General features: G+C 67.1%; 25 protein-coding genes. 6 read left to right on the top strand and 19 right to left on the bottom strand.

The window, feature by feature from the left end; genetic code table 11:
• The first annotated feature begins 216 nt into the window (after positions 1-216).
• Entirely contained in the window at positions 217-885 is a 669-nt protein-coding gene (locus C0R07_RS15690) for a TetR family transcriptional regulator (protein ID WP_070471919.1), read from the top strand.
• A gap of 61 nt (positions 886-946) precedes the next feature.
• Here C0R07_RS15690 and hslU read toward each other — a convergent pair whose 3' ends face one another.
• From hslU to C0R07_RS15655, 7 genes are all read right to left on the bottom strand, one after another.
• Positions 947-2320, bottom strand: a complete 1374-nt coding sequence (gene hslU, locus C0R07_RS15685; RefSeq protein ID WP_019183677.1) for an ATP-dependent protease ATPase subunit HslU — start codon at positions 2318-2320, stop codon at positions 947-949.
• Between the two features lie 60 nt (positions 2321-2380).
• The gene (gene hslV / locus C0R07_RS15680) at positions 2381-2932 is read right to left on the bottom strand and encodes an ATP-dependent protease subunit HslV (protein WP_019183676.1); all 552 of its coding nucleotides are present in this window, start codon (positions 2930-2932) and stop codon (positions 2381-2383) included.
• Positions 2933-3023: 91 nt separating this feature from the next.
• Positions 3024-3914 carry a tyrosine recombinase XerC gene (xerC, locus tag C0R07_RS15675; RefSeq protein ID WP_019183675.1) on the bottom strand — a complete coding sequence of 297 codons (891 nt, stop codon included), beginning with the start codon at positions 3912-3914 and terminating at the stop codon, positions 3024-3026.
• A gap of 22 nt (positions 3915-3936) precedes the next feature.
• Positions 3937-4614, bottom strand: a complete 678-nt coding sequence (locus C0R07_RS15670; protein ID WP_019183674.1) for a DUF484 family protein — start codon at positions 4612-4614, stop codon at positions 3937-3939.
• Positions 4611-5465, bottom strand: a complete 855-nt coding sequence (dapF, locus tag C0R07_RS15665) for a diaminopimelate epimerase (protein WP_070471917.1) — start codon at positions 5463-5465, stop codon at positions 4611-4613. Before dapF ends, C0R07_RS15670 begins: the two co-directional genes overlap by 4 nt.
• The gene (gene lptM, locus C0R07_RS15660) at positions 5458-5703 is read right to left on the bottom strand and encodes an LPS translocon maturation chaperone LptM (RefSeq protein ID WP_019183672.1); all 246 of its coding nucleotides are present in this window, start codon (positions 5701-5703) and stop codon (positions 5458-5460) included. The genes dapF and lptM overlap by 8 nt, the downstream gene beginning before the upstream one ends.
• 232 nt (positions 5704-5935) lie before the next feature.
• Positions 5936-8053, bottom strand: coding sequence for a S9 family peptidase (locus C0R07_RS15655; protein WP_070471915.1), 2118 nt, complete (start codon positions 8051-8053; stop codon positions 5936-5938).
• A 111-nt stretch (positions 8054-8164) separates the two neighbouring features.
• Here C0R07_RS15655 and C0R07_RS15650 point away from each other — a divergent pair, with 111 nt between their 5' ends.
• Positions 8165-9361, top strand: coding sequence for a pyridoxal phosphate-dependent aminotransferase (locus C0R07_RS15650; RefSeq protein WP_019183670.1), 1197 nt, complete (start codon positions 8165-8167; stop codon positions 9359-9361).
• A gap of 167 nt (positions 9362-9528) precedes the next feature.
• Here the strand turns inward: C0R07_RS15650 and C0R07_RS15645 are convergent, their stop codons facing one another.
• Positions 9529-11625: a prolyl oligopeptidase family serine peptidase gene (locus tag C0R07_RS15645; protein WP_102789383.1), complete on the bottom strand. Its 2097-nt coding sequence runs from the start codon at positions 11623-11625 to the stop codon at positions 9529-9531.
• Positions 11626-11659: 34 nt separating this feature from the next.
• The gene (locus C0R07_RS15640; RefSeq protein WP_083279926.1) at positions 11660-11986 is read right to left on the bottom strand and encodes a hypothetical protein; all 327 of its coding nucleotides are present in this window, start codon (positions 11984-11986) and stop codon (positions 11660-11662) included.
• A gap of 205 nt (positions 11987-12191) precedes the next feature.
• Between C0R07_RS15640 and C0R07_RS15635 the strand changes: the two genes are divergently transcribed.
• Entirely contained in the window at positions 12192-12803 is a 612-nt protein-coding gene (locus C0R07_RS15635) for a lipocalin family protein (RefSeq protein WP_019183667.1), read from the top strand.
• 9 nt (positions 12804-12812) lie between these two features.
• Here C0R07_RS15635 and C0R07_RS15630 read toward each other — a convergent pair whose 3' ends face one another.
• The 5 genes from C0R07_RS15630 to C0R07_RS15610 all read right to left on the bottom strand — a co-directional run bounded on the left by C0R07_RS15630 (position 12813) and on the right by C0R07_RS15610 (position 16328).
• Positions 12813-13115 (bottom strand): HigA family addiction module antitoxin, encoded by a 303-nt coding sequence (locus C0R07_RS15630; protein ID WP_019183666.1) that lies wholly within the window; start codon positions 13113-13115, stop codon positions 12813-12815.
• Between the two features lie 10 nt (positions 13116-13125).
• Positions 13126-13404: a type II toxin-antitoxin system RelE/ParE family toxin gene (locus tag C0R07_RS15625; RefSeq protein ID WP_070471909.1), complete on the bottom strand. Its 279-nt coding sequence runs from the start codon at positions 13402-13404 to the stop codon at positions 13126-13128.
• 189 nt (positions 13405-13593) lie between these two features.
• Complete coding sequence (locus C0R07_RS15620) at positions 13594-14283, bottom strand: methionine ABC transporter permease (RefSeq protein WP_019183664.1); 690 nt, start codon at positions 14281-14283, stop codon at positions 13594-13596.
• On the bottom strand, positions 14280-15287 hold the full coding sequence (locus C0R07_RS15615) for a methionine ABC transporter ATP-binding protein (RefSeq protein WP_019183663.1): 1008 nt from the start codon (positions 15285-15287) through the stop codon (positions 14280-14282). The genes C0R07_RS15620 and C0R07_RS15615 overlap by 4 nt, the downstream gene beginning before the upstream one ends.
• Positions 15288-15431: 144 nt before the next feature.
• Positions 15432-16328 (bottom strand): DMT family transporter, encoded by an 897-nt coding sequence (locus tag C0R07_RS15610; protein WP_019183662.1) that lies wholly within the window; start codon positions 16326-16328, stop codon positions 15432-15434.
• A gap of 77 nt (positions 16329-16405) precedes the next feature.
• Here C0R07_RS15610 and C0R07_RS15605 point away from each other — a divergent pair, with 77 nt between their 5' ends.
• Positions 16406-16888 carry a YajQ family cyclic di-GMP-binding protein gene (locus C0R07_RS15605; RefSeq protein ID WP_102789382.1) on the top strand — a complete coding sequence of 161 codons (483 nt, stop codon included), beginning with the start codon at positions 16406-16408 and terminating at the stop codon, positions 16886-16888.
• Positions 16889-17092: 204 nt separating this feature from the next.
• On the opposite strand, the gene C0R07_RS15600 is transcribed toward C0R07_RS15605, so the two are convergent.
• The 3 genes from C0R07_RS15600 to C0R07_RS15590 form a co-directional block, all read right to left on the bottom strand.
• Positions 17093-18193, bottom strand: coding sequence for a helix-turn-helix domain-containing protein (locus C0R07_RS15600; RefSeq protein WP_102789381.1), 1101 nt, complete (start codon positions 18191-18193; stop codon positions 17093-17095).
• 88 nt (positions 18194-18281) lie between these two features.
• Positions 18282-19409, bottom strand: coding sequence for an NAD(P)-dependent alcohol dehydrogenase (locus C0R07_RS15595; protein ID WP_102789380.1), 1128 nt, complete (start codon positions 19407-19409; stop codon positions 18282-18284).
• A gap of 14 nt (positions 19410-19423) precedes the next feature.
• Positions 19424-20887 carry a benzaldehyde dehydrogenase gene (locus C0R07_RS15590; RefSeq protein WP_174704362.1) on the bottom strand — a complete coding sequence of 488 codons (1464 nt, stop codon included), beginning with the start codon at positions 20885-20887 and terminating at the stop codon, positions 19424-19426.
• A 210-nt stretch (positions 20888-21097) separates the two neighbouring features.
• Between C0R07_RS15590 and C0R07_RS15585 the strand changes: the two genes are divergently transcribed.
• Positions 21098-21676, top strand: a complete 579-nt coding sequence (locus tag C0R07_RS15585) for a DUF1415 domain-containing protein (RefSeq protein WP_026069847.1) — start codon at positions 21098-21100, stop codon at positions 21674-21676.
• Positions 21667-22467, top strand: a complete 801-nt coding sequence (locus C0R07_RS15580; RefSeq protein WP_102789378.1) for an SDR family oxidoreductase — start codon at positions 21667-21669, stop codon at positions 22465-22467. Before C0R07_RS15585 ends, C0R07_RS15580 begins: the two co-directional genes overlap by 10 nt.
• A 50-nt stretch (positions 22468-22517) precedes the next feature.
• Here the strand turns inward: C0R07_RS15580 and C0R07_RS15575 are convergent, their stop codons facing one another.
• A complete protein-coding gene (locus C0R07_RS15575) occupies positions 22518-24551 on the bottom strand; it encodes a M3 family metallopeptidase (RefSeq protein WP_070471900.1) in 2034 nt (677 codons plus the stop codon).
• 118 nt (positions 24552-24669) lie between these two features.
• On the bottom strand, positions 24670-25782 hold the full coding sequence (locus tag C0R07_RS15570) for a PLP-dependent cysteine synthase family protein (RefSeq protein WP_019183654.1): 1113 nt from the start codon (positions 25780-25782) through the stop codon (positions 24670-24672).
• Between the last annotated feature and the right edge of the window lie 110 nt (positions 25783-25892).

Here is a 25892-nt window from a genome sequence, read left to right as displayed (position 1 = left end):
CAGACGGAAAAGGGCGCGCCTGCAGCCCAACTTCCGATAAAAGCGAAGAATGACGACAAACAGGCAGCAAATGACGGCAAATATCCGAAACGAGACCCGCCGGCATTCGCGGGCAGTCCTCGCTGAGGATCAGTGGGGCGCAAATATACATACATGCATGTTTGTTTGTAAAGCGGTACAATTCAGGCCGGTTTCATCCAGCAACTGCACAGCGCAATGGCCAGAAAAACCAAAGAAGAGGCGCAGGCCACCCGCGAGGGCATCCTCGATGCGGCCCAGGTCTGTTTCCATGAATACGGGGTCGCCGGCACCAGCCTGGCGATGATCGGCGCGCGCGCCGGATTTACCCGCGGCGCGGTGTACTGGCACTTCAAGAACAAGGCCGAAGTGCTGACCGCGATGATCGACCGCGAGCGCGTGCCGTTCATCGAGCGCATGCGCCGCACCACCTCGGCCAAGCGCAACACGCCGATCCTGGACCTGCGCTCGGCGCTGCTGGTCTCCTTCCGCGAACTGGCCGAAGACGAACGCCTGCGCAACATGATGGAAATCATGCTGCGCAACGATCTGTCGGTGGAAAGCCAGGCGATGCAGGCGCTGCAGCTGGAGGCATCGCGTGAGGAGCTGGGCATTTTCGCGGCCGCGTTCCAGCGCGCGCGGGAGTTGGGGCAGCTGCGCGAGGGGGTAGACGTGGACACGGTGGCGCGCATCGTGAGCACCAGCCTGACCGGCGTGCTGTATAGCGCGATGCTGGAACCGGAGCTGTTCGAGATTCAGCGCGATGGCGCGCAGACGCTGGATGCGATCCTCAGCGCATTCGTGCAGCCAGGTGTATTCACCCCGGGCGCCCCGCCCACCGCCCTGCCAACCGACGACGACGCCTGAGCAAAAAAACGGCGACACCGCAGTGCCGCCGTTCTTCCTACCACCCGATCGTTGCGTGCCGTTACAGGATGTAGCGGCTCAGGTCAGGATCCTGCACCAGCTCGCCCAGATGCGCATCGACATAGGCCTGGTCGATGCTGATGGTCTCGCCATCGCGATCCGGCGCTTCATAGCTCAGCGTATCCAGCAGGCGCTCCAGCACGGTGTGCAGGCGGCGCGCGCCGATGTTTTCCTGGCGCTCGTTGACCTGGAACGCGATCTCGGCCAGGCGGTCGACCGCATCGACGGTGAACTTCATCGAGACGCCCTCGGTCTGCAGCAGCGCTTCATACTGCTTGGTCAGCGCAGCCTTGGGCTCGGTGAGGATGCGCACGAAGTCCTGCTTGCTCAGCGCACCCAGCTCCACGCGGATCGGGAAACGACCCTGCAGCTCCGGGATCAGATCGCTGGGCTTGGCCAGGTGGAACGCACCGGAGGCGATGAACAGGATGTGGTCGGTCTTGATCGTGCCGTACTTGGTGGAGACGTTGGAGCCTTCCACCAGCGGCAGCAGATCGCGCTGCACACCCTCGCGCGACACATCGCCACCACCGACGTTGTCACCGCGCTTGGCGACCTTGTCGATCTCGTCGATGAACACGATGCCGTGCTGCTCGCAGGCCTCGATCGCCGCGCTGCGGATGTCGTCTTCGTTGACCAGCTTGCCGGCCTCCTCCTCGACCAGCAGCGGGCGCGCCGCCTTGATCGACAGCGTGCGCTTCTGCGCCTTCGCGCCGCCCATGCTGGAGAACATCTGGCGCAGCTGCTGGCCCATTTCCTCCATGCCCGGCGGGGTCATGATGTCCATGCTCACGTTGGCCGACACTTCCAGCTCGATCTCTCGCTCGTCCAGCTCACCGTTGCGCAGCATGCGGCGGAACTTGATGCGGGTCTCGTTGTCCTGCGCGGACGGCTCATTGCGCGCGGCTTCGGCGTCGAAGCCGATGCCGGTGCTGCGGCGCGGCAACAGCGCATCCAGGATGCGGTCTTCGGCGCGTTCTTCGGCCTGCGTGCGCACGCGCACCTTGGCCTGCTCGCGGTACAGCTTGACCGCGGTGTCGGCCAGGTCGCGGATGATCTGCTCCACATCCTTGCCGACATAGCCGACCTCGGTGAAGCGGGTCGCTTCGACCTTGACGAACGGTGCATTGGCCAGCGTGGCCAGGCGACGCGCGATCTCGGTCTTGCCGACGCCGGTCGGGCCGATCATCAGGATGTTCTTGGGCATCACTTCGTTGCGCAGCTCGGTCGGCAGCTGCATGCGGCGCCAGCGGTTGCGCAGCGCGATGGCGACCGCACGCTTGGCGTCGTGCTGGCCGACGATGTGCCGGTCCAGTTCCTGCACGATTTCGCGCGGGGTCATGGTGGCGGAAGAAACTTCAATCTTGTGCGGCATGGGTGTGCTCACGGATGAATTGGGTTTTTCGAGGTTGCCGGCCAGCGGCCGGCACTATGCTTACAGTTCCTCGACCACCACGTTGCGATTGGTGTAGATGCAGATGTCGCCGGCGATGTTGATCGACTCGGTGGCGATCGTGCGGGCATCCAGTTCGGTGTGCGCCATCAGCGCGCGGGCGGCCGACAGGGCGTAGGAGCCACCGGACCCGATCGCGATGATGCCGTCTTCAGGCTCGATCACATCACCGGTGCCGCTGATGATCAGCGAGGTGTCCTTGTCGGCGACGGCGAGCAATGCCTCAAGCTTGCCCAGGCGGCGCTCGGTGCGCCAATCCTTGGCCAGTTCCACCGCAGCGCGCTGCAGCTGGCCATGCTTTTCCAGCTTGGCCTCGAACAGCTCGAACAGGGTGAAGGCATCGGCGGCGGCACCGGCGAAACCGGCCAGCACCTGGCCCTCGCGACCCAGGCGGCGCACCTTGCGGGCGTTGCCCTTCATCACCGTGTGGCCAAGCGTGACCTGGCCATCGCCGGCGACGGCGACATGCCCATTGCGGCGCACCGAGATGATGGTGGTGGCATGAAATACGTTGGGGTTCTGACTGGGGTCCATGGAGCCTCCGGGGTGACAAAGACTGAGGTGGGGTCTCTGCCCGACGCTTCAACCCGCCCTGCCCTGCGCCCGGATGCCGCAGCGGATCGATTCAGCTTTCGTTGCCGCTCTTGCGCCGCTTGGCGCGCGGGTGGGCCGCATCGTAGACCTTGGCCAGGTGCTGGAAATCCAGGTGGGTGTAGATCTGCGTGGTGGCGATGTCGGCGTGACCGAGCAGCTCCTGCACGCCGCGCAGATCACCGGAGGATTCCAGGATGTGGCTGGCGAAGCTGTGCCGCAGCATGTGCGGGTGCACGTGCTTGAACAGGCCCTGGCGCTGGGCCAGTTGGCGGATGCGGATCTGCACGGCGCGCTGGGTGATCGGCCCGCCCTTGCGCCCGGGGAACACCGGCGCGGTCGCCGCGCCGCCGCTCTCGGCCCGCCAGCCCTGCAGCGCGGTGCGTGCATGCGAGCCGAACGGCACCCGGCGCTCGCGGTTGCCCTTGCCCAGCACGTTGACCAGGCCGGTATCGAAATCCAGGTCGCGCCAGATCAGCGCGCACAGCTCGCTCAGGCGCAGCCCGGAGGAATAGAACAGCTCCAGCAGCGCGCGATCGCGCAGGCCGAGCGGTGCATCGGTGGGCAGTTCGACCAGTTGCACGGCTTCATCGGCATCGAGCACCTGCGGCAGCTTGCGCGGCGCCTTGGGGGCTTTCAGGCCGGTGGCCGGGTTGGCCGCGATGCGATGGTGCTTGAGCAGCCACGCGTAGAAGCTGCGGCACGCCGAGAGCCGGCGCTGCAGCGAGGTGGGCGACAGGCCACGCCGGTGTTCGGCCGCGATGAACTGGCGCAGCTGCGCGCTGTCGAGCGTGTCGATGATGGCGCCCTGCCCGTCCGACCACGCCGCCAGGGCGTCCAGGTCGCGACGATAGGCATCCAGCGTGTGCGCCGACATGCGGCGCTCCACCTGCAGATGCGACAGGAAGTCCTGCGCGGTACTCACGACGGCTCCGCTCAAGGGAATGTCAGGGCGACGGGAAACGCTGCAGGGCCACGACCAGCGACTCGCCCATCATGCGCAGGAACAACGTGCCCATGCCGGGGTAGAACCGGTTGCCGTCGTGGCTGCCCACCGCGATCAGGCCGACGCCCGGCAGCGGCAGCAGCGCGCTGGACTGCACTTCCTCGGCACGCCCCGCGTACAGCACGGTATTTTTTTCCGGCTGCAGGCGGCCACAGATCGGCTCGCCGTCTTTCAGGCAATCGCGGAACACCCCCAGCAACGGGCTGCTCTCCTCGATCACCTGCAGCCACGGCGCCTGCTCCAGCCCCGCAACCGGGTGCAGCACGATCAGCCGGACCAGATCGCCAGCAAAATCTTCTTCCAGCGAGGCGGCCATCGCCCGCAGGGTATCGGCCGCCGAGTCCTGTTTCATCAGTGCCAGGGTGAGCTGGTGCGTGCGGACCGCCAAGCGCTCGTTGATCTGCGCATTGGCGGCCAGATCGGCCAGCCGCCGCGACAGCTCACGGTTCTTGTCGCGCAGCACTTCCAGCTGGTAGCTGGCCAGCGACGCGGTGGGACCGTCATCACGCGGCACCACCAGGGTCAGGGCCAGGTCCGGGAACTGTTTCAGGAAGGTCGGATGCCGGCGCAGCCAGGCGGCTACTTCGTGCGATCCGATTTTCTCGGCGGTGTCGCTCATGCGTTCCACTCTCCATCAAAGACGAAGGCTGCGGGTCCGGACATCACGATCTGTGCATCATCGGCCGGCCAGCGGATGCGCAGATCGCCACCCGGAAGCGACATCGTGGCATCGCGCTGCAGGCGACCGCGCTGCATCATCACCACGGCCGCGGCGCACGCGCCGCTGCCGCACGCCAGGGTTTCGCCGGCACCGCGCTCGTACACGCGCAGGCGCGCATGCTGCGGGCCGAGCACCTGCACGAAGCCGACGTTGACCGACTTCGGGAACGAGGCGTGCTGCTGCAGCAACGGACCCAGGCGTTCGACCGGGGCGGCATCGACCAGGCCCACTTCGATGACCGCGTGCGGATTGCCCATCGACACCGCGCCGAAACGCACCGTGTCCCCCTGCAGCGGCAAGAGATACTCCTCGCGGGCGCGGGCGAAGCCGATCAGCGGCACGTTCTCCGGCTCGAAACGCGGCACGCCCATGGCCACCGCGTACTGGTCTTCACCCAGGCGCTCAACCGCGTGCGTGGTGACCGGGCTGTCGATCGCGAACGTGGTGCCAGTGGCCGCACCATCGCGCACCAGCCAGGCAGCGACGCAGCGCGCGCCGTTGCCACACTGCTCCGAACGGCTGCCGTCGGCATTCCAGATCCGGTAGGAGGCCACCGAGCCCTCGGCCTTGGGCGGTTCGATGGTCAGGATCTGGTCGCAACCCACGCCGGTATGGCGATCGGCCAGGCGCGCGGCCAGTGCGGCATCCGGCGGTACGCTGCCATCGCGCAGGTCCAACACCACGAAATCATTGCCGGCGCCATGCATCTTGGTGAAACGCAGCGCCGCGGACGTGCTTGCCTTACTCATTCCCGTCATTGGCCTTCAGCGCCGGGGCTTCAACGGGATCGGGAACCACCGGGGAATCGGTATCGGCATCGGCGGCCGGCGGCGTGGCGTCGTCGGCGGCCGGTTCGACCAGTTGTTCTTCGACCGGGACCGGCTTCTGCGGCAGGACCAGCGGGCCCTTGTTGCCACAGGCCGACAGCACCAGCAGCGCCGAGGCAGCCAGCGTCAGGGAGATGAGGGTACGGGGGGATGTCTTCATGCCCTGAGTATAGCCGCGCACTTTGGGCGCTTGGGTGCTGGCTGGATGAACAGGCCGCGCAGAAATCGCGCCCCTGGAAGCCCCCCGGCAGTGCCGGCGCTGGCCGGCAGCCCCGCCTCCTGCTGGGCCCAGGCGGTGCCGGCCAGCAGCCGGCACTACCGGAGCGGTTGACGATCCTTGGCCGGGCAGCAGCCATCGTCGTCCCTCGGCGGCCGGCGGCCGGCGGCTGCCATTACGGGGTCCGGGTCACGCCCAGCTGGTCGAGCACGAACGCATACGACTCGGCCAGCTCGTGATAGCGCTGGAAGCGGCCGGACTTTCCACCGTGGCCGGCTTCCATGTTGGTGCGGAAAACGATCGGGAAGTGACCGGTGTTGTCATCGCGCAGCTTGGCCACCCACTTGGCCGGCTCCCAGTACTGCACCTGCGAATCCCACAGCCCGGTGCCGACATACAGGGCCGGATAGGCCTGCTTGGCGACGTTGTCGTACGGCGAGTACTTCAGCATGTAGTCGTAGTACTCGCGCTGCTCGGGGTTGCCCCACTCGTCGTACTCGTTGGTCGTCAGCGGGATGCTGGCATCGAGCATGGTGGTGACCACATCCACGAACGGCACCTGGGCGACCATCACGCGGTAATCCTGCGGTGCCTGGTTGGCGACCGCGCCCATCAGCAGGCCACCGGCGCTGCCACCGGAGCCGGCGACGCGGTCCTTGGCCGCATAGCCCTGGCGGACCAGCTCACGGGTGACATCGACGAAATCGTTGAAGGTGTTCTGCTTCTTGAGCAGCTTGCCGTCCTCATACCACGCACGGCCCATTTCCTGGCCGCCGCGGATGTGGGCGATGGCATACACCACGCCGCGATCCAGCAGGCTGACCACGGTCTGGTTGAAGCCCGGATCCATCGACATGCCGTAGCTGCCGTAGGCGTACTGGTACAGCGCGCCGGTGCCGTCCTTCTTGAAACCGTTGCGGTAGACCAGCGACACCGGCACCTTGACGCCATCGCGGGCCGTCACCCATACACGCTCGGTGGTGTACTGCGACGGGTCATAGCCGATCACCGGCTGCTGCTTAAGCTGGCGACGCTCACCGGTGACGGTGTTGAGCTCGTAGGTGGTGGTCGGGGTGGTCAGCGAGGTGTAGGCGTACCGCAGCCACGGCGTATCGTGTTCGCTGTTGGCGGCCAGCCCCATCGAATAGGCCGGCTCGTCGGCCTTGACGTAGTCCTGGCGGCCATCCGGGAACAGCAGGCGCACGCGCTCCAGCCCATTGGAGCGCTCGGCGATCGCGGTGAAGCCATCGAACAGCTCGAAGCCTTCGATCAGCACCGCATCATCGTGCGCGACCCAGTCTTTCCACTGGCTGCGCGTGGTGGCATCACTGGGTGCGGTGACGATCTTGAAGTTCTTCGCATCAGCATCGTTGGTGCGGATCACCCAGCGGCCGTTGAAGTGGTCGGCGTCGTATTCCACGTCGCGTGCACGCGGTGCCAGCACCTTGAATGCCTGCGGATCGGCGGCCGGGGCGTAGCGCGTTTCCGAGCTGACCGTGCTGTGCAGTTCGATGGTCAGGAAACGATCATCGCGGGTGCGGCCGACGCCCATGTAGAAGCTGTCGTCCTTCTCTTCGTAGACCAGCACGTCACTGCTCGCCGGGGTGCCCAGCACGTGTTTTTTCACGCGCACGGTGAGCAGCGTCTCCGGATCGTTCTCGACGTAGAACAGGGTGCGGTTGTCATCGGCCCAGACCACGTTGGGCGAGACGTTCTCGATACGGTCCGGCAGCACTTCACCGGTGCGCAGGTCCTTGAAGCGGATCACGTACTGGCGGCGGCCCACATCATCTTCGGCCCAGGCCAGCAGATGGTTGTCCTGGCTGACATCGGCATCGCCCACGTTGAAGTAGCCCTTGCCCTCGGCCATCGTGTTGATGTCGAGCAGGATTTCTTCCGGCGCCTCCATGCTGCCCTTGCGGCGTGCCTGGATCGGGTAGTCCTTGCCGGTTTCAAAGCGGGTGTAATACCAGTAGCCGCGGTCACGCGAGGGCACGCTGGCATCGTCCTGCTTGATGCGGGCGACGATCTCCTTGTACAGCGTGTCTTCCAGCGGCTTGAGCGGCGCCACGACCTGGTCGGTATAGGCATTCTCCGCGTTCAGGTACGCCAGCATTTTCCTGTCTTCGCGCTTGTCGTCACGCAGCCAGTAGTAATCATCGCTGCGGGTCGCGCCAAAGGGAGCCTTCACCGTGTGCGGGTGCTTCTCGGCGTCGGGCGGGGTCAGCGCGGGGGCGGCGTGCACGTTGGAGGTCATGAGGCTGGCAACCAGTAAACAAAGGGCGGGTTTCACGAGATAAGGCTCCTGGCGGGGGAATGCAATGGCGTCCGTGTCCGTGCAGTCTGTGCCGCCGGGTGGGCCAGCAGCAAGCCTGTCGTTGGTCACTGCGCCTATCATCAGGCCATGGACACTTCCCGCACGCCCCCGACCGGCACCGGCTACAGCCGCCGCAGCCAGGAAATCGAACCCTTCCACGTGATGTCGCTGCTGGCCCGCGCGCAGGCGCTGGAGCAGGCCGGCCACGATGTGATCCACCTGGAGATCGGCGAGCCGGACTTCACCACCGCCGCCCCGATCGTGCGCGCCGGCCAGGCGGCACTGGCGGCCGGGCACACGCGCTATACCGCCGCCCGCGGGCTGCCCGCGCTGCGCGAGGCGATTGCCGGGTTCTACCAGGACCGCTACCAGGTGCAGATCGACCCCCAGCGGATCCTGGTCACCCCGGGTGGCTCGGGCGCGTTGCTGCTGGCCAGCAGCCTGCTGGTCGATCCCGGCAAGCACTGGTTGCTGGCCGATCCGGGCTACCCGTGCAACCGGCACTTCCTGCGCCTGGTGGAAGGGGCCGCGCAGCTGGTACCGGTCGGCCCGGAAACGGCGTACCAGCTCACGCCGGAACTGGTGGCACGGCAATGGAACGCCGAGAGTGTCGGCGCCCTGGTCGCCTCCCCGGCCAACCCGACCGGAACCGTGCTTTCCGCTGCGCAGCTGGACGCGCTGTCGCAGTCACTGAAGTCGCGCGGCGGGCACCTGGTGGTGGATGAGATCTACCACGGCCTCACCTACGGGATGGACGCGGCCAGCGTGCTGCAGGTCGACGATGACGCCTTCGTGCTCAACAGCTTCTCCAAGTATTACGGGATGACCGGCTGGCGACTGGGCTGGCTGGTCGCGCCGCCGCAGGCGGTGAAGGAGCTGGAGAAGCTGGCGCAGAATCTGTACATCAGCGCCTCCAGCATCGCCCAGCATGCGGCGCTGGCATGTTTCGAGCCGGAGTCGATCGCGATTTTCGAGCAGCGCCGCGCGGCATTCCGCGAGCGCCGCGATTACCTGCTGCCGGCGCTGCGGGCGCTCGGCTTCCGGATCGAAGTGGAACCGGAAGGCGCGTTCTATCTCTACGCCGACGTGAGTGCGTTCACCGGGGATGCGCAGGCCTTCTGTGCGCATTTCCTGGAAACCGAGCATGTCGCGTTCACCCCGGGCCTGGACTTCGGGCACCACCGCGCCAACGCGCACGTGCGGCTGGCCTACACGCAGGAAGTGCCACGCCTGGAAGAGGCGGTGCGGCGGATCGCGCGTGGGCTGGAGACGTGGGTGCGTTGAGCGACCCCTGAAAAAAAACGCCACGCATCGCTGCGTGGCGCTGAAAATGGGGTGGAGCCAACCTGACGCCCCACCACCCGGAGTCCGCTCCAGGGGGCTACAACGTCTGCGGCAGGCTCACTCCCTGCCGGCTGCTCGACTGCCCCTGGCCGTCGAGCAACCCGAGCTTACTTGGAGAGCTGCTCCCACAGGAAGCTATAGGCCAAAGCCGACATGTGCGCGGCCTGCGCGTTGTTCGCTGCGCCGCCGTGGCCACCTTCGATGTTCTCGTAGTAGGTCACGTCCTTGCCGGCGTCGATCATCATGGCCGCCATCTTGCGGGCGTGTGCCGGATGCACGCGGTCATCGCGCGTGGAGGTGGTGAACAGCACCGGCGGGTACGTCTTCTTCGCATCGAACAGGTGGTACGGCGAGAAGGTCTTGATGAACTCCCAATCGGCCGTGTCCGGATTGCCGTATTCGGCCATCCACGAGGCGCCGGCCAGCAGGTGGCTGTAGCGCTTCATGTCCAGCAGTGGCACCTGGATCACCACCGCCCCGAACAGTTCCGGGTACTGGGTCAGCATGTTGCCGGTGAGCAGGCCGCCGTTGCTGCCGCCCTGCACGCCCAGGTGCTTGGCCGAGGTGATCTTGCGGCTGGCCAGGTCGCGGGCGACCGCGGCCATGTCTTCATAGGCCTTGTGCCGGTTCTGCTTGAGCGCTGCCTGGTGCCAGCGCGGACCGTACTCGCCACCGCCACGGATGTTGGCCACGACGTATACGCCGCCCTTCTCCAGCCATGCGCGGCCCATGCCACCGGAGTAGGACGGGGTCAGCGAGATCTCAAAGCCGCCATAGCCGTACAGCAGGGTCGGGTTGGAACCGTCCAGCTTCATGTCCTTGCGGTGCACCACGAAGTACGGCACGCGGGTGCCGTCCTTGCTGGTGGCGAAGTGCTGCTCGATCACCTTGCCATCGGCATCGAAGAACGCCGGCATGGTCTTGAGCACTTCAGGCTGCTTGCCGATCTCGGCGATGGCCAGGGTGGTCGGGGTCAGGTAATCGGTGACGGTCATCCACACCGCATCGCTGTCGTCGGCATCCACCGCGCTGACAGCCACGGTGCCGAACGACGGCGCGCCGGTGAAGGCACTCGTCTTCCAGCCACTGTCGGTGGGGGTCAGCACGCTCAGGCGGCTCTTGACGTCGTCCAGCACGTTCAGGACCAGGTGGTTCTTCGTCCAGCTGGTGCCGGCCAGCGAGGTGGTGTCGGTCGGTGCGAACAGCACGTCGAAGTCGCGCTTGCCGGCGAGGTAATCGTCCAGCCTGGTGGCCAGCAGCGAGCCGGCGGCGTAGGTCTTGCCGCCCACGGTCCACGGCTCGCGCAGCTCCAGGGTAAGCCACTGCTTGCGCAGGCCCTTCTCCGCCGAGTTCGGCGCATCGATCCTGGTCAGCGTGCCGTCGTCGGCGCGCAGGAAGATCTCGTTGTTGTAGAAGGCCAGCGTTCGGCTGACCAGGTTGCGCTCGTAACCGGGGGTATCGTCGTGCATGGCCGCGATGTACATGTCATCGGGCTTGCCTTCATAGACCACCGAAGCCGAAGCCATCGGCGTGCCACGCTTCCACAGCTTGGCCACCCGCGGGTAACCGGAAGTGGTCATCGTGCCGGTGCCGAAATCGGTGTAGACGAAGACCGTGTCGCGGTCGATCCAGTTCAGGCCACCTTTGGACTCGGGGCGGAAGAAACCGTCCTTGATCCAGGCCTTGTTGGCCAGGTCGAACTCGCGGGTGACGTCGGCGTCGGCGCCGCCGCGCGAGAGCGCGATCAGGCAGCGCGAATAGTCCGGGCGCAGGCAGTCGGCGCCGTGCCAGACCCAGTTTTCGCCCTCGGCCTTGTTCAGCGCATCCAGATCCAGCACGGTTTCCCACTGCGGCGAGGCCTTGCGGTACTCGGCCAGCGTGGTGCGGCGCCACAGGCCGCGCTCGTGCTGCTTGTCCTTCCAGAAGTTGTAGTAGTAATCGCCGATCTTCTGTACGCCGGGAATCTTGGCGTCCGAATCGAGCACCTCGCGGATGCTGGTCTCCATCTGCTTGAACGCCGGGGTCGAGGCCAGGCGGCCTTCGGACGTGGCGTTCTGCGCTTTGACCCAGGCCAGCGGCTTGTCGCCGGTGACATCTTCAAGCCAGGCGTACTTGTCCGCGGGGGCGTCAGCGGCCATGGCGGTTCCCGCCGCGCTGGCGGAGATCAGACCTGCCACCAGGCAGGCGGAAGCGAATCGTGACATTGCAGCTCCAGGCATTCATAGCCTTGGGACGCTATCACACCGTCTGGCTGCGGCTCACGTGTCGAAGGTCAGGCCGGGCCGGTCGCGGCAGCGGGCGACCGCGGCGCCGCGCCTGCGGCCCACGACGGCGGCGGGCGGTCCGGGTGAGCAGGCCCGGTAGCGGCAGGCGGAAGCGATGCAGGCTCCACCAGGCCACCAGGGGCATGCCGACCAGCCACAGCGGCAGCCAGCCGACCCACTCGCTGTGGCCCCGTGCGGCGGGCCAGACCAGGACCAGGGCGACCCCGGCCAGGGCGGCCTGCCTGACGCAGCGCAGCACGCGCGGATCGGGACGGTCGGACGAACGCGGGGAAGACGACAGGGTCATGACACAGCTCCGTGCGAAAGTGATGCGTCACCTTGCCGCGCGGCCATCTCACCGGCTGCGACCTTGTCGGTCGGCCGCGGCAGCAAGGACCTCCGGCGCCGAGGCTGCATGAATCGGTCACGCAACCGCCGCGCCGCCATTGACGTTCTCTGCTGTCCCACCCACCATGCCCCTGCCAGCCACTGGAGCCACCCGCCGCATGTCTTCGAACCGCCCGCTTCGCGCTGTCCTGTTGGTCTCCTCGCTGGCGTTGCTGTCAGCCTGTGCGTTCCGTCATGAGACCAAACCGGACCCCGCGCCGACGCCGGTCGCGGTCGACAGCGCCGCGGCGCCGATCGACCTGCAGCGGTTCATGGGCACCTGGTACGTGATCGGCCGCGTGCCGAACCCGATCGAGCGCGGCCACGTCGCCAGCGTCAATGAGTTCCGCCTGCGCGGAGACCAGAAGGTGTCGATCAGATACCGCTACCGCGACGGCTTCTCCGAACCGCAGCAGGAACTGACCGTCCGCGCCTCGGTGGACGAGAAGAGCGGCAACCACAACTGGCGCACCTGGTTCTACAAGATCGTGCCGACCCACACCCGCGTGCTGGAAGTCGCGCCGGACTATTCGTGGGCGATGCTGGGTTACCCGGGCCGCGAGATGGCCTGGATCTTCGCGCGCCAGCCGGACATGGACAAGGAGCTCTACAAAGAGCTCGCCACCCGCCTGCGTGACGATTACGGGGTCAACACCGACAAGCTCAAGCGCGTGCCGCAGCACCCCGAGCAGGTGGACCGGCTGGGCTTTGAAGTGCCGAACGTCCGGTAAGGGCGGCGCTCAGGCCGCCTCGCGCGGCTGCACCCTGCGCTCGATTTCCTGACGGGTCGGCAGCGTCTTCAGATCGTACTCGGCCTGGAGGGCCAGCCACGACGCGGCGTCCCCGCCGAAATGACGCGCCAGGCGCACTGCGGTATCGGCCGTTACGCCACGGGTTTCATGCACGATGGCGTGCAATCGCGTCGGCGGCACATCCAAGGCCCGTGCCAGCGCAGTAATGCTCAGCTGCAACGGCAGCAGAAACTCCTCGCGCAGGATTTCGCCCGGATGGACGGCCCTGAGGTTGTTGATGGGGCGGCTCATGGATGGCACCTCAGTGGTAATCGACGATCTCGACATCACGCGGACCGTTGTCGGTCCAGACAAAACACAACCGCCACTGCGCGTTGATGCGGATGCTGTGTTGCCCGCGTCGATCACCGCACAGCGCTTCGAGCCGATTTGCGGGCGGGCTGCGCAGGAACTGCAGGGTCTGTGCAGCATCCAGCATCTGCAGCTTGCGCTCGGCCAGTGACTGGAACGCACGGAATTGGCGCGGGCATCGCCCCGCAAACAGCGCGAGCGTGTGGCGGCATCGGAAGGACTGAATCATTCCGCACAGCGTATTACGCCAAACGGAATATAACACAGCTCCCCGTCACGCAATGGTGCGTTGGTCGATCACCTGATCAATCGAATCAGCGCGTGCTGCCGCCCCGGCACTCCCTTGGGCGGCACGACCTGAGGCCATGCCCGGTCGCCGCTGGGCATGGCGTACCGACCAACGGTCGGTACCTACCGGTTACTTCCGGCTGTAGTGCGAGACCAGCCGGTCGCCGATCATCTGCAGAATCTGCACCAGCACCAGCAGCAGCACCACGGTGACCAGGGCCACGTCGGTGTGCGAGCGCTGGTAGCCATCGCGGAACGCCAGGTCGCCCAGGCCGCCCGAGCCGATCGCACCGCCCATCGCGGTGAAGCCGATCAGCGCAATCACCGTGACGGTGGCACCGGCGATCAGGCCCGGCCGCGCTTCGGGCAGCAGCACCCGGGTGACCAGCTGCCAGGTGGTGGCGCCCATCGCCTGGGTCGCCTCGATCACGCCGCGGTCCACTTCACGCAGCGCGGTCTCGACCAGACGTGCATAGAACGGCGCTGCGCCGATCACCAGCGGCACGATCGCGCCACGGACGCCCAGCGAGGTGCCCATCATCCACAGCGTGAGCGGGATCAGCACGATCATCAGGATGATGAAGGGCACCGAGCGCAGCAGGTTCACCAGCAGCGCGAGCGAACCGTACAGCACCGGCTTGCGGTGCAGCTGCGGCGAGCCGGTCAGGAACAGCAGCACGCCCAGCGGCAGGCCGATCAGCAGCGTCAGCGGCAGCGAGCCGCCGAGCATCAGCAGGGTATCCAGCGTGGCCTGGCCGATATCGGCCCATTTGCCGGCGTCGAGGTGGCGGAAGAACCCGCCTGCGGTGGCCAGGATCATCGGCGCAGCTCCTCAAGATGGACACCGGCGGCAACGAAGCCCGCCTGGGCGGCCTGTACGTCGCCCCCGACCAGCGACACGGTCAGCTGCCCATACGGGGTGTCCTTGATCCGGTCGATACGGCCGGACAGGATGTTGTAGTCCACGCCGGTCTCGCGCGCGATGCGCCCCAGCAGCGGTTCATAGGTATCGGCGCCGAGGAAGGTCAGGCGCACGATGCGACCGGCCACCGCCTCGAAATCCTTGTGCAGCTCGCCCTCGTCGACCTGTTCGGACTCGCTGACGAAGCGGCGGGTGGTCGGGTGCTGCGGGTGCAGGAACACCTCGGTGACCGGGCCGGTTTCGACCAGGTGGCCGGCATCGAGTACGGCGACGCGGTCGCAGACACGGCGGATCACGTCCATCTCGTGGGTGATCAGCACGATGGTCAGGCCCAGCTCGCGGTTGATCCTGCCCAGCAGCTTGAGCACCGAGGCGGTGGTCTGCGGGTCCAGCGCGCTGGTGGCCTCATCGCACAGCAGGATCTGCGGGCGGGTGGCCAGCGCGCGGGCGATGCCGACGCGCTGCTTCTGGCCGCCGGAAAGCTGCGCCGGGTACTTGTTGGCGTGCGCTTCCAGGCCGACCGTGTGCAGCAGTTCGTCCACGCGTGCGTCGATCTCCGCGCGCGGCGTGCCGGCCAGCTCCAGCGGGAAGGCGACATTGGCCGCCACGGTGCGCGAGGACAGCAGGTTGAAGTGCTGGAAGATCATGCCGATCTTCCGGCGCAGCACGCGCAACCCCTCGGCGTCGAGCGCGGTGACGTCTTCGCCATTGATCAGCAGGCGGCCACCGGTGGGTTCCTCCAGCCGGTTGATCAGGCGGATCAGGGTCGATTTGCCCGCGCCGGAATGGCCGATGATGCCGAACACTTCGCCGGCCTCGATGGTCAGGTCCAGCGGCTGCAGCGCGGCAATCGCGCGGCCGCCGACGGCATAGGATTTGTGCAGGCGCTGGAACTCGATCACTTCGCGGTCAACCGGGGCATCGACGGGAGGGGGCGTGCAGCCTACCAGCGCGGGGCGGCCCTGGCCCGTGCGGTTGCGCGGAATGATATTCCGTTTGGTTCTAAGGGAACGTGATCCGGTCGGCCTGGCGGGCGCCTGCCGGGCTCAGGGATGATCCAGCGGCCTGGGCGGCTCGACCCGGCGGACCCGCTCGCGGTGAAGCAGGTACAGGCCCGAGGCCACGATGATGGCTGCGCCCAGCCAGGTCACCTGGTCGGGCAGCACGCCCCAGAACAACAGGTCCCAGCCGATCACCCAGACCAGCCCGGTGTATTCCAGCGGCGCGATCATCGACGCTTCGCCCAGCTGGAAGGCCCGGGTCAGGGCGACCTGCCCCCCTGCCCCGGCCAGGCCCATGCCCGCGATCAGGGCCGCGTGGCCCAACTGCAGCGGCTGCCAGTCCGGGATCGCGAGCAGGCCGGCGCCGACGGCCATGATCACCAGGAACCACACCACCATCGACTGCGGGGTATCGGTCCGGGTCAGCATGCTGACCGTGATCGCGGCCAGCGCATAGGCGGTGGCCGCGAGCAGCACCATCAGGCCGGGGAAGGAGATGATCCCGCCAACGCCGGGGCGCAGCACCACCAGCACGCCTATCAGGCCGATGCCGATGGCGATCCAGCGGCGCGGGCCGACGTGCTCGCCGAGCAGCGGTACCGAGAGCGCGGCGATCAGCAGCGGGGCGACGAAGTAGATGGTGTAGGCGGTGGACAGCGGCAGGCTGCGCAGCGCGTAGACGAAGCAGCCGATCATCGCCATGCCGAGCACGCCGCGCAGCAGGTGCAGGCCCCAGCGCCTGGGCACCAGCGAGCGCGGGCCGGCCGTGGCCAGCACCCAGACCAGCACGAACGGCAGCGACGCCGCGCCGCGCAGGAAGGTCACCTGCAGGGTGGGATAGCTGGCCGACAGCTGCTTCATGCCGGCATCCATCAGCGAGAAGCAGGCCACGGCCATGAGCATCCAGGCGACGGCGCGGGTGGGGGAGCGTTGCGTGTTCATGACCCATTATCGCCGGGTTGGCCGGGCCGTCCATGGTGGGTTGGTAGAATGGGGTATTCACCCGCTGGAGTTTTCCGATGCCCTCTTTTGACGTTGTTTCCGAAGTCGACACCCACGAGCTGACCAACGCGGTCGATCAGGCCAACCGCGAGTTGTCCACGCGCTTCGATTTCAAGGGGGTGGACGCCAAGTTCGTGCTGGAGGACGGCGTGATCAACCAGTCCGCGCCGAGCGATTTCCAGTTGCAGCAGATGACGGACATCCTGCGCCAGCGCTTGATCGCGCGGAAGATCGATGCGGCGGGCCTGGAGTTCGGGGATATCGAGACGAATCTGGCCGGTGCGCGGCAGAAGATCACGGTCAAGCAGGGCATCGAGCAGAAGGTGGCCAAGAAGATCGCGGCGAAGATCAAGGAGGCCAAGTTGAAGGTGGACAGCCAGATCAATGGCGACAAGCTGCGGGTGACGGGCAAGAAGCGCGATGATCTGCAGGATGCGATGGCGCTGCTGCGGAAGGAGACCTTCGAGGTTCCGCTGCAGTTCGATAATTTCCGCGATTGATTTTGGCCGAAGGGCTGTAGCGAAGAGCGCTGGCGATTCATTGCTGGTGTGCTGCGTCGCCGGATGGGCGGGCAAAGCGGTCGTGCCCGCCGCTTCCGGCGACCAGGCGATATCCCATCGGTAGTGCCGGCCGCTGGCCGGCAACCTCGTTGCGCAGATCGAAAAGATGCGGCTTCCGGCGTGTGTACCGCCGGGCGCGGGTCACTACGCGCGAATCAGCTTGTACAGGGTGGTGCGTGAGATGCCGAGCTGGCGCGCGGCGGCGCTGACGTTGCCCTGGTGGGCGGCCACGGCGTCGCGGACGTGCTGTGTGTTCTGCGCACGCAGCGAGGCGTTGGCGGCGTTGACGGGCTGTGCGGCGAGCTTGCGGCTGGCATGCGGTGCGAGTGGTCCGCGCAGGTACTGGACATGCACGGCCGTGTCTTCGTCCAGGCGGACCCGGTGGGCCGGGCCGGTCTGCAGGAGGCGGCGGCGCTGATGGGCGCTGGCGCCGGCAAACAGGCCGTGCAGGGTGAGGATCGGCAAGGGCCCGCGGCGCGGGAGTCCGAACAGGCGGCGGGCCACGCGGTTGGCGGCGCGGACGCGTCCGTCTTCTTCGATGGCCAACAGTCCCTGCAGGGGGGAGTGCAGCCAGCGGGCGTCGTGCTGGACGGCCAGCAGATGACAGGGACGGTGGTCCTGCATCAGCCGGTTTTCGGCGGAAAGGGCGGCCTGGCGGAAGTAGCCGTGCAGCAGCTCGGCATCGCGCTCGCCGGTGCCGGTGATGTCCAGGGCCCCCAGCACTTCGCCATCCAGCCCGTGCAGCGGCACGCTCAGGCAGAACACGGTGGCGAAGCGATCCAGGTAGTGTTCGTTGCCGCGTACAAGCGCGGGCGCGTCTTCGGCCAGGCTGCAGGCCGGTGCCGTGGTGCCGATGTCGATCTCGCGCAGGCGGCGGCCGATCTGGATCGGGCGCAGCACCGGCACGTCGGCCAGGCCATGTTCGCGCTGGGCGACGACCAGGCCGTCGGCGTTGACGCAGAACAGGGTCCATTGGCGGCCACCGAAGGCGGCCCAGAGATGGTCCATGTCCTCGCGCACACAGCGTGCGAGGCGGCGGTCGGCCGGGTCGTCCAGGCGGGTGGCGCCCGCGGCAAGGGGCGCGTAGTACGGCGCCTGCCGCGGCTGTACGCCGGCCTGGCGCGAACGCTCCCAGGAGCGCAGTACCGGCGGGCTGACCACGCTGTCCATCAGCGCGCCGCCCTCGGCAAAGCGCTGACGGGCGGCGGCCAATACCTGCTGCTGTTCCAGAACCATCGCGGCCATCGGTCGATCTCCACCTCGGACCGACAGGCTACTCCGGCAAAGCTGACTGCTGCGTCGTCGCAGGCACGCATGCCTGCGACGGAGCGTTTCACCCGCCGATGGTCAGGATCGGCTTGAGGGTCACGCCGCGGGTGCTGTCCTCGGCGGCCTGGTTGATCTGGTCCAGCGGGTAGAACTTCACCAGTTTGTCGAACGGGAAGCGGCCCTGCTGGTACAGCTGCACCAGCTGCGGGATGAACACCTTCGGCACGCTGTCGCCTTCAACGATGCCGCGGATGCTGCGCCCGCCCAGCAGCAGGTTGTTGACGTCGAACTCGGCCTTGGTGCCCAGCTTCGGAGCACCCACCACGCCGATCACGCCCAGCCCCCCAAGCGCCTCGATGCCCTGGGCCAGCACGTCCGGGCGCCCGGTGGATTCCAGGGCGAAGTTCGCCCCGCCGCCGGTGATCTCGCGCACGGCGTCGACGACGTCGACCTCGCGGCTGTTTATCACATGGGTGGCGCCGAGTTCCTTGGCCAGTTCCAGGCGCGACGGCACCACATCGATGGCGATGATCGTGGTCGCACCGGCCACGCGCGCGGCCATCACCGCGCTCAGGCCGACCGCGCCGGCACCGAAGCTGGCGAAGCTGCTGCCGGCGGTGACCTTGAGCGAGTTGATCACGGCACCGGCACCGGTCTGGATGCCGCAGCCGAGCGGGCCGAGCAGTTCGATCGGCGCATCGTCAGGCACCTTGATCGCGTTGTTTTCGCGGCTCAGTGCGTAGGTGGCGAACGAAGACTGTGCGAAGAAATGATCGTGCAGCGGCTTGCCGTCCGGATCCTGGATGGCGGTGGAACCGTCCCGTGCACCGCCGCCGAAGTTCAGGCCGAAGAAATCCTTGCAGTACGCGCCGTGGCCGCCGCTGCAGGGATTGCAGTGGCCGCAGGCGCCGTAGGTCAGCACGACATGGTCACCGACCTTGAGGTCTTTCACGCCCGGGCCGAGTGCTTCAACGATGCCCGCACCTTCATGGCCGAGCACCGCCGGCAGCGGCACGGGATAGTACTGGTCGCGCACGATCAGGTCGGTATGGCACAGGCCGGTGGCGACTACGCGCACCAGCACTTCATCGTCCTGCGGCCCACGGATGCGCGCCTTCTCGATCGTGAAAGGCTGTTCTTTTTCGCGCACCACGGCCACGGTGATGTCGCGCAGTTCTGCTGTTGCGGTCATGAGGGTCTCCTGGATCAGATCGGGTAGGCGGGCGCTTCGCCCTTGACGGTCATCCACTGCCACTGGGTGAACTCGTCGATGTTGGACGGGCCACCGATGCTGGTGCCATTGCCGGAGGCGCCGACGCCACCGAACGGATTGATCACCTCATCGTTCACGGTCTGGTCGTTGATGTGCAGCAGGCCGGTGCGCAACCGTTCGCCCAGCTTCAGTGCGCGGCCGACATTGCTCGACACGATCGCCATCGACAGGCCGTACTCGCTGTCGTTGGCCAGCTCCACCGCCTCATCATCGGTATCGAAGGGCACGACCACCGCGACCGGTGCGAAGATCTCTTCGTGGAAGGCCGGGTTGTCGCGGCCCACATCGCTGAGCACGGTCGGTTCGAAGAACAGGTCCTTGTACCCACCGCCGGTCGCGAGCGTGGCACCAGCCGCCTGCGCTTCGGCAACGATGCGCGCGGCATGGTCACGCTGCTGGGCGTTGATCAGCGGCCCGATCGCCACCTCCCCATCGGCCGGATTGCCGACCTTGAGCGACTTGGCCTTGGCCACCAGCTTTTCCAGGAACCGCGCATGGATGCTGCGCTGGACCAGCACGCGGCCGGTGGCCATGCAGATCTGGCCCTGGTGCAGGTAGACGCCCCACGCGGTGTTGGCGATGGCCAGGTCCATGTCGGCATCGTCGAGCACGATCAGCGAGTTCTTGCCGCCCAGTTCCAGCGATACCTTCTTCAGGTGCTTGCCGGCCGCTTCGCCGACCTTGCGCCCCGCGCCGGTGGAGCCGGTGAACTGGATCATCGCGATGTTCGGGTCACTGGTCAGCGCCGCACCGGCGGCGCCATCGCCCGGCAGCACGTGCAGCAGGCCTGCCGGCAGCCCGGCCAGTTCGAACAGGCGCGCGATCACGAAGCCACCGCACACGGCGGTGCGCGGATCGGGCTTGAGCACCACCGCGTTGCCCAGCGCCAGCGCCGGGGCCACCGCACGCATGGCCAGGTACAGCGGGAAGTTGAACGGCGAGATCACGCCGACCACGCCGAGTGGGCGGCGGCGCGCCAGATTCAAACGGCCCGGTTCGGACGGCAGCACCTCGCCGATGCTGCGCGAGGGCAGTGCCGCGGCCTCATGCAGCGCCTTGGTGTTCACCTTGGCCTCGAAACCGGCCTTGAGCTGGGTGGAGCCGCTTTCGCGGACCAGCCACTGCACGATCTCGTCGTTGTGTTCTTCGGCCAACTGCGCCGCGCGGCGCAGCACCTGCGCGCGGGTGTCATACGGGGCGCTGGCCCAGTCGCGCTGCGCCTTGGCGGCGGTGGCGGCGGCGCGCGCGATCTGTGCCGGGTCGGCCATCGCGATCTCGCCCAGGCGCTCGCCGGTCGCCGGCTCGACCACGTGCTGGGTGCCGGCACCCGCGGCCCACTGGCCATCGAACAGCTTGCCGGACCACGTGGCCGTCGGCAGGAATGCATGTGTTGCCATCACTGAGAACTCCTTGCGTCGTGTACGCGGCCATTGGATACCCGCAGCCGGCCACTGCCTATTGGCCGCTGGAAGGATCACTGCAAGTGATTGCCGGATAAGGAATTTCCAGCATGACCGGTGTCCAGTTAATGGACAGTGGAGCCGATCGGGCGTCCACTTCACCGCCGCGCCGTACAATCAACGGCCCCGCCAGCGACCCCGCCCGCCATGAACGATGCCTTCCTCACTGCCACCCGCGACCCCATTGCCGAGACCCGGAAATGGCTGGAGCAGATCGTGATCGGCCTGAACCTGTGCCCGTTCGCCAAGGCGGTGTACGTCAAGGACCAGGTGCGGTTCGTGCTCAGCGATGCGACCACGCCGGAGGCGCTGGTCGAGGAACTGGCCGAAGAGCTGATCCTGCTGCGCGACACGCCCGCCGAGCAGATCGACACCACCCTGATCGTGCACCCGGACGTGCTGACCGATTTCCTGGAGTACAACGACTTCCTCGACAACGCCGATGCAGCGATCGAGGCACTGGATCTGCAGGGCATCCTGCAGGTGGCCAGCTTCCATCCGCAGTACCAGTTCGCCGGCGTGGCCCCGGATGACGTGAGCAATTACACCAACCGCGCGCCCTACCCGACTCTGCACCTGCTGCGCGAAGACAGCGTCGAGCGCGCGGTCGCGGCCTTCCCGGATCCGGACGTGATCGTGGAGCGCAACATCGAGACGCTGGACAAACTCGGCATCGAAGGCTGGACGCGCCTGCTGGGCCGCAACGAGATGCCGCCGTGTCACTGACCCCGACCCTCCTCGACTGGCCGGCACAGCCGCTGCGCGACCGCGTGGTGGTGATCACCGGGGGTGCGCAGGGCGTGGGGCGCGGCATCGCGCAATCGGTGCTCGGCGCGGGCGGCAGCGTGATGATCGCCGACCTGGATGCCGATGCCGGCAAGGCCTGCCTGAAGGAATGGGCATTGCCGGAGCGCGCGGCGTTCCAACGCGCGGACGTGGCCAGCGAACGCAGCGTGCAGGCGCTGATGAAGGCGACGCTGAAGCGCTTCGGGCGCATGGATGGCCTGGTCAACAATGCCGGCATCGCCAGTGCGCATGGCACGCCCCTGGCCCAGATGCCGCTGGCCGAGTGGCAACGCCGCCTCTCCAGCCTGCATGGCGCCTTCCTGTGCAGCAAGCATGCCCTGCCCGCCCTGCGCGAGCATGCCGGGGCGATCATCAACATCGCCTCCACGCGTGCCTGGCAGTCCGAACCGGACAGTGAAGCCTACGCCGCGGCCAAGGGCGGGCTGGTCGCCTTCACCCATGCATTGGCGTTGAGCGAAGGGTCGGCCGTGCGGGTCAACAGCATCAGCCCCGGCTGGATCACCACCGATGCCTGGCAGGCGCCCTCACGGCGACGCACGCCCAAACTGTCCCGTCGCGATCATGCGCAGCACCCGGTCGGCCGCGTTGGCCAGCCGCCGGACATCGGCGCGTTGGCGGTCTTCCTGCTCTCGGACCTGGCCGGCTTCATCACCGGCCAGGACCACATCGTCGACGGCGGCATGAGCCGGAAGATGATCTACGCGGAGTGATCAACGTGCCGCGGTAGCACACACGATCCCGCTGCCGGGTAGTGCCGGGGTCACACCATCCCGTTATGCCGCAGCAGCGCGTCCACTGTCGGCGCGCGGCCACGGAAGGCGGCGAAGTTCTCGGCCGCACTGCGGCTGCCGCCCCGTGAGAGCACTTCATCGCGGAAGCGCTGGCCGGTCTCGGTCACTTTGTCCGGGGCCTCCTCGAACGCGGCGTAGGCATCGGCGCTGAGCACCTCGGCCCATTTGTAGCTGTAGTAGCCGGCCGCATAGCCACCGGCAAAAATGTGGCTGAACTGGTTGGGGAAGCGATTCCACGCCGGCGGCCGGTTGACGGCCACTTCATCGCGGACGCGTTCCAACAGCGCCTGCACGCTGTCCTGGGTCGGATCGAACTCGCTGTGCAACTGCATGTCGAACAGCGCGAATTCCAGCTGGCGCACGGTGAACATGCCGCTCTGGAAATTGCGTGCGGCCAGCATGCGGTCGAACAGCGCACGCGGCAGCGGCTCACCGGTGGCCACGTGTGCGGTCATCGCCTGCACGCGGTCCCATTCCCAGCAGAAGTTCTCCATGAACTGGCTCGGCAGTTCCACCGCGTCCCACTCCACGCCGTTGATGCCGGCCACGCCCAGCTCACCGATGCGGGTCAACAACTGATGCAGGCCGTGCCCCATCTCATGGAACAGCGTGGTCACATCGCTGTGGCTGAAGGTGGCCGGCTGCCCTTGTGCACCCTTGCCGAAGTTGCAGACCAGGTACACCAGCGGCGTCTGCACGCCGGCGGCGGTCTCGCGGCGGTTGCGGCAATCGTCCATCCACGCGCCACCGCGCTTGCCTTCGCGCGCGTACAGATCCAGATAGAACTGGCCGACCAGCGCGCCCTGCGCATCGACCACGCGGAAGAAGCGCACATCCGGATGCCACACCGGCGCGCTGTCCGGCTGCACCGCCAGGCCATACAGGCTGCGGATCACACTGAACAGGCCGTCCAGCACCTTCGGCTCGGTGAAGTACTGCTTCACGTCCTGCTCGGAATAGCTGTAACGCGCCTGTTTCAGTTTCTCCGCGGCAAACGCCAGGTCCCACGCCTCCAGCGCGGCCATGCCCAGCTCGTCGCGCGCGAAGGCCTCCAGCTCGGCACGGTCGCGCTGCGCGTACGGCTTGGCACGCGCGGCAAGATCACGCAGGAAGCCCAGTACCTGCGGCGCATCCTCGGCCATCTTGGTGGCGATCGAGTACTCGGCGTAGTTGGCAAAGCCCAGCAGCGTGGCCAGCTCCGCGCGCAGCGCCAGTACGCGATCGATGTTGCCGCTGTTGTCCAGCGTGGCATCGCCGAATTCAGACGCGCGGATCGCATTGGCGCGGTACAGCGCTTCGCGCAGCGGGCGATGTTCGGCGTAGGTCTGCACCGGGATGTAGCACGGCATCTGCAGGGTCAGCTTCCAGCCGGCCAGGCCCTCCTTCTCCGCGGCAGCGCGGGCCGCGGCGATCACATCGTCCGGCAGGCCGGCGAGCTCGGCGGGGTCCTGCACGTGCAGCGACCAGGCATCGGTCGCATCGAGCACGTTCTGCGAGAACGTCGCCGACAGCGCGGACAGCTCCTCGCGGATCGCGCTGTACCGCGCCTTGCCGGCGTCATCGAGTTCAGCACCGCCCAGGCGGAAATCGCGCAGCGCGTTCTCCAGCACTTTGCGGCGTGCCGCGTCGTACTGCGCCGCTTCGGGCGCGTCGGCCAGGGCACGGTACTGCTGGTAGAGCGCCAGGTTCTGGCCCAGCGCGCTGCCGAAGCGCGTCACCTTGGGCAGGTTGGCGTTGTAGGCCTCGCGCAGCGCCGGGGTGTTGACCACGGCCTGCAGGTGGCCCACCTGGCCCCACGCGCGCCACAGGCGCTCGGTGGCGTCATCCAGCGGCTCGGCGAAGCTCGCCCAGGTGACCGGGGAGACCGTTTCGGCGGTTTTCACCGCGGCTTCGGCGTCGGCCAGCAGGGCATCGATTGCCGGGGCGATGTGCTCGGGCTGGATCGCATCGAAACGCGGCAGGCCGGAAAAATCGAGCAGAGGATTGGTGGGGGTCACAGGCATCTCCAGACAACGGGGCCGCTGCAGCGGCATCGCCCCACGATATGGCATTGCCCCCCACCCCACACAAGCCCCCGGGGTACGCCGATGGGCCCGGTTCACGCCCGCCCGGGCGCCCCGCTCAGTACAGCGCTTCCAGCGAGACGCACGGCAGCACCGGCAGCCCCTTGCCCGCCACCGCGGCCGCAAGCACCGCATCGGCGCCGTCCACGTCGATGGCCTGTTTCGGGTACCACTCCGGGTTGTAGTAGCTGTGTGCGTAGCGGTCACCGCTGTCACACAGGATGGTCACGATCGAGCCGCTGCGGCCCGCATCGCGCATCAGCTGCGCGGCCTGCAGCACGCCGATGAAGTTGGTGCCGGTGGAGCCGCCCACACGGCGCCCCAGTTGGCGGCTGACGTGGCGCATCGCGGCCAGGCTCAGCGCATCGGGCACTTTGACCATCGCATCGACGCTGGTCGGAATGAAGCTCGATTCCACCCGCGGCCGGCCGATGCCTTCCACCCGCGAACCGCCGCTGCAGGTCAGCTCACGCCAGGGCTGCCCTGCCAGCGCAGCGCAGTAGCCATCATAGAACACGGAGATTTCCGGGTCCGCGCACAGGATGCGCGTGTCATGGCGGCGGTAGCTCACGTAGCGGCCCAGCGTGGCCGCCGTGCCGCCGGTGCCCGGGCTGCACACGATCCACTCGGGTACCGGATGCGGCTCCTCGGCCATCTGCTTGAAGATTGATTCGGCGATGTTGTTGTTGGCACGCCAGTCGGTCGCGCGCTCGGCGTACGTGAACTGGTCCATGAAATGGCCGCCGGTTTCGCGGGCCAGCGTTTCCGAATCGGCGTTCAGGTCGCAGGCGCGCTCCACCAGATGGCAGCGGCCCCCGTGGAACTCGATCGCCGCGATTTTTTCCGGGGAGGTGGTGGCCGGCATCACCGCAATGAACGGCAGGCCCAGCAGCCGCGCGAAATACGCCTCGGACACAGCCGTGGAGCCGCTGGAGGCCTCGATCACCGGGCGCCCCTCACGCAGCCAGCCATTGGCCAGTGCATACAGGAACAGCGAGCGTGCCAGGCGATGTTTGAGGCTGCCGGTCGGGTGGCTGGACTCGTCCTTGAAATACAGGTCGATGCCCTCGAACCCGGGCAGGTCCATCGGAATCAGGTGGGTATCGGCCGAACGGTTGAAATCGGCGTCGATCTTGCGGATGGCCGCAGCCACCCATTCACGCTGGGACATGGATGAACGCTGGTCAGGAAGACACACCATTCTACCTGTCACGTGGCCCGGCCGGGACCGGTAAAATGAGGGGTCCGCCGCGCTGATGCGGCCCTGCCCCCCAGGAATCC

Origin of the sequence: Stenotrophomonas bentonitica, assembly GCF_002887735.1 — a bacterium.
In the GTDB taxonomy this organism is placed as follows: domain Bacteria; phylum Pseudomonadota; class Gammaproteobacteria; order Xanthomonadales; family Xanthomonadaceae; genus Stenotrophomonas; species Stenotrophomonas bentonitica_A.
Note: the sequence above shows the minus strand (reverse complement) of the source record. Positions and strands in the feature narration are given on the sequence as shown.